The following is a 2,805-nucleotide window of genomic DNA, read 5'->3' on the forward strand; positions in this document are numbered from 1 at the left end:
CTCACTGAGCGCCGCTACAGACACAATCGGTACGCACCATTTTAACGGCGGCTTGTACGAACTGCAAATGCCTTCCCGAGATTGCACCCCAAGGGCACTTCCTCGCGCTGCGCGCTCAGGGCGCCACGTCGGCCTATGGCCTCCTCGCAATGACAATTCGGGGGGACATACCATTTGCACGATGGCCTGTACCGGTCGTGAGTGCGGCGCCGAGCCCGGCTGTCCGTTCCCCTGCAATGATCACACCGTCAGGTCCGCCAGCGTGACGGGAACGACACTCTGCAGGACCGCGAGCGTCGTTTCGATCTGCAGGCCGACGCGGCCGCCGCTGAAGCAGACGGTCTCGCCGTCCGCGATCGCCGCATCCGCAAACGTGGGGAACTGCTTTTTCATGCCGATGGGGCTGCAGCCGCCGTGGACATAGCCCGTGAGGGGCAGAAGCTCCTTCTGCGGGAGCATTGCAACGGATTTTTCGCCCGCGGCGGACGCCGCCTTGCGCAGGTCCAGCTCGGCTGCGACGGGGATCATAAAGACATAATGCCCGCCGGTTTTGCCGACGGTGACGAGCGTCTTGAAGCAGCGCTCCGGATCCTTCCCGAGCGCGGAGGCGACCTCCGTGCCGCTGAGCGCGCCGCCGTCATAGGAATAGACGGTGTAGACGGCCTTTTTGCGGTCGAGCTGACGCATGGCATTGGTTTTTTCGTGTTTTTCGTGCATGGGAATGCCTCCTGTGGAAATTCAGAAAATTCTGTGATATAATGAAGAAAACGGACGGATCATGGGGGGGGATTCTTCGGATGAGCAAATACATTCTCTGCGCCCTGCTGGGCTATTTTGCCGGATGCTTCAGCCCTTCGTATCTGCTGTCGCGGCGGCGGGGCTTTGACATCCGCACGTTTGGCAGCGGCAACGCCGGGGCCACGAACATGATGCTGGCTGCCGGGCTGAAGCCGGGCCTGGTCGTGATGGCGCTGGACGTCTCCAAGGCGTTCGTCGTGACGTTCCCGCTGCGCCTGCTGCTTCCGCCGCTGTGCGCGGCGCTGGCCGGGCTGTTGTGCGTGCTGGGGCACATTTTCCCCGTGTTTCTGCGCTTCCGCGGCGGGAAGGGGACGGCCCGCCTGTGCGGCACGGTGCTCGGGCTGACGCCGGAGCTCGTGCTGCCGCTGCTGGCGCTGATGTTTATCATCGGCATGATCTGGAACCGGGCGAGCATCCTGCCGCTGCTGACGGCGCTGGTCTATGCGCCGCTCTACCTGCTGCGGACGGGCGACTGGCGCGGCACGATCGCGCTGGCGCTAATCTTCCCGGCCATGCTCTGGGCGCACCGGTCGAACTTTGCCCGCTGGCGGGAGGGCAAGGAGCAGACGTTCCGCCAGTTCCTGTTCGGCCGCCATGAGCCGCAGCGCGAGGAGGCGGGGGAATGAATCCGCTGTTTCACGCCCACTGCCCGCAGCGCGGGTATCTGACGAAGCTGTGCGATCACAGCTACTGCAGCATTCTGTCCGTGGCGGAGCTGCGGCGCTCGCCCGATCAGGTCGTCGCGCCGTTCACGCACAGCCACGCGGCCTATGAATTTCTGCTGCCGCTGGCGCCCATGCCCATCATCCTGCAGGGGACGGACGTCTATTTCGGCCGCCCCGGCATGGTCTATCCCGTGCAGAGCGGCGTGCGCCACGGGCAGGCGCTGGAGCAATGCGACGTTGCGAACATCAGCCTCGAGGTCTCGCCGAATTTTATGGTGCAGCGCCTGCGCGAAAAGGGCCTCGACGGCGCGCAGTTCGGGCCGGTGTTTGCGGTGTCGGAGCGGCTGCGCCGCTTCCTGCTCCTGTTTCAGGAGGAATTTCACGGGCGGCGCGACGAGGCGGACCTGCGCTGTCTGGCGGCCCTCGTCATCTCGGAGCTGATCGAATGCGGCTGCCGCCCGCAGCCGCGCCCCGCGCAGGCGGAGGAGCAGTCCGCCGACACACTGGGGGCGATGGAGGAATTCATCTACCTGCACTACACGCAGCCGCTGACGATCGACGGCCTTTCGGCCCAGTGCGGCATGCAGCGCAACCACTTCATCACGGCGTTCAAGCGCCGCTTCGGCGAGACGCCCTATGCGCGCATCGTTCGCCTGCGGCTGGCGAAGGCCAAGGTCCTGCTGCGCGGCACGGACGACACCGTGCGGCGCATTTCCGCGCTGTGCGGCTTCCCGTCCTCGACGGCCTTCGCCAATGCGTTCCGCAAGGATACCGGCCGCACGCCGGGAGAGTTCCGCGATATGCAGCCGTATGAGAGGGTGTAGGGGAAATCATAAATAATTGTAGGGGAGGGGCATACCCCTCCCGGCGGTAAACCGCCGACTCGTACAGGGCATCGTTAAAATGGTGTGCACCAATTGCGTCTGTAGCGGCGCTCCCTGAGCGCCATGTACGGGGACATTCAACCGCAGGAGGGCGCTGGTGCACCACGGCATTCCCCTGATGTGTCATTGCGAGGAGCGAAGCGACGTGGCAATCTCGGGAAGGCACTGCCGATATACACAGAGTGCCGCCGAATGCAATCGCTATCAAATTTGACTGTAGCGGCGCTCAGTGAGCGCCATGGAGGCTTGCAATATGCGCCGCATTGCCTCTATGGCGCAAGGCTATCAGATTTGTCATTGCGAGGAGCGAAGCGACGTGGCAATCTCGCAGAACCCGACCGGACAACAGGGAAGTCATCGGCGAAATCGCAACTGCCTGCACGAGATTGCACCCCAAGGGCACTTCCTCGCGCTTCGCGCTCAGGGCGCCACGGCCCCTTTGGGGCCTCGCAATGACA

At 64.0% G+C, this 2,805-nt stretch carries 4 protein-coding genes; 3 read left to right on the forward strand and 1 reads right to left on the reverse strand.

What is annotated here, in order from left to right:
• Nucleotides 1–240 precede the first annotated feature (240 nt).
• Complete coding sequence (locus WMO66_RS13255; protein ID WP_349136883.1) at nucleotides 241–717, reverse strand: aminoacyl-tRNA deacylase; 477 nt, start codon at nucleotides 715–717, stop codon at nucleotides 241–243.
• A gap of 80 nt (nucleotides 718–797) precedes the next feature.
• Between WMO66_RS13255 and WMO66_RS13260 the strand changes: the two genes are divergently transcribed.
• The 3 genes from WMO66_RS13260 to WMO66_RS13270 form a co-directional block, all read left to right on the forward strand.
• Nucleotides 798–1,424 carry a glycerol-3-phosphate acyltransferase gene (locus tag WMO66_RS13260; RefSeq protein WP_349136884.1) on the forward strand — a complete coding sequence of 209 codons (627 nt, stop codon included), beginning with the start codon at nucleotides 798–800 and terminating at the stop codon, nucleotides 1,422–1,424.
• Nucleotides 1,421–2,287, forward strand: a complete 867-nt coding sequence (locus WMO66_RS13265; RefSeq protein ID WP_349136885.1) for a helix-turn-helix transcriptional regulator — start codon at nucleotides 1,421–1,423, stop codon at nucleotides 2,285–2,287. The genes WMO66_RS13260 and WMO66_RS13265 overlap by 4 nt, the downstream gene beginning before the upstream one ends.
• Nucleotides 2,288–2,600: 313 nt before the next feature.
• The coding region (locus tag WMO66_RS13270) for a hypothetical protein (RefSeq protein WP_349136886.1) at nucleotides 2,601–2,805 on the forward strand (205 nt) is incomplete at its 3' end.

Origin of the sequence: Faecousia intestinalis (assembly GCF_040096185.1) — a bacterium.
Classification (GTDB): Bacteria; Bacillota; Clostridia; order Oscillospirales; family Oscillospiraceae; genus JAZOXB01.

What these genes read in the sequence shown, in the direction of transcription:
- WMO66_RS13255 (WP_349136883.1), bottom strand. Translation starts at nt 717, where the DNA reads ATGCACGAAAAACACGAAAAAACCAATGCCATGCGTCAGCTCGACCGC.
- WMO66_RS13260 (WP_349136884.1), top strand. Translation starts at nt 798, where the DNA reads ATGAGCAAATACATTCTCTGCGCCCTGCTGGGCTATTTTGCCGGATGC.
- WMO66_RS13265 (WP_349136885.1), top strand. Translation starts at nt 1,421, where the DNA reads ATGAATCCGCTGTTTCACGCCCACTGCCCGCAGCGCGGGTATCTGACG.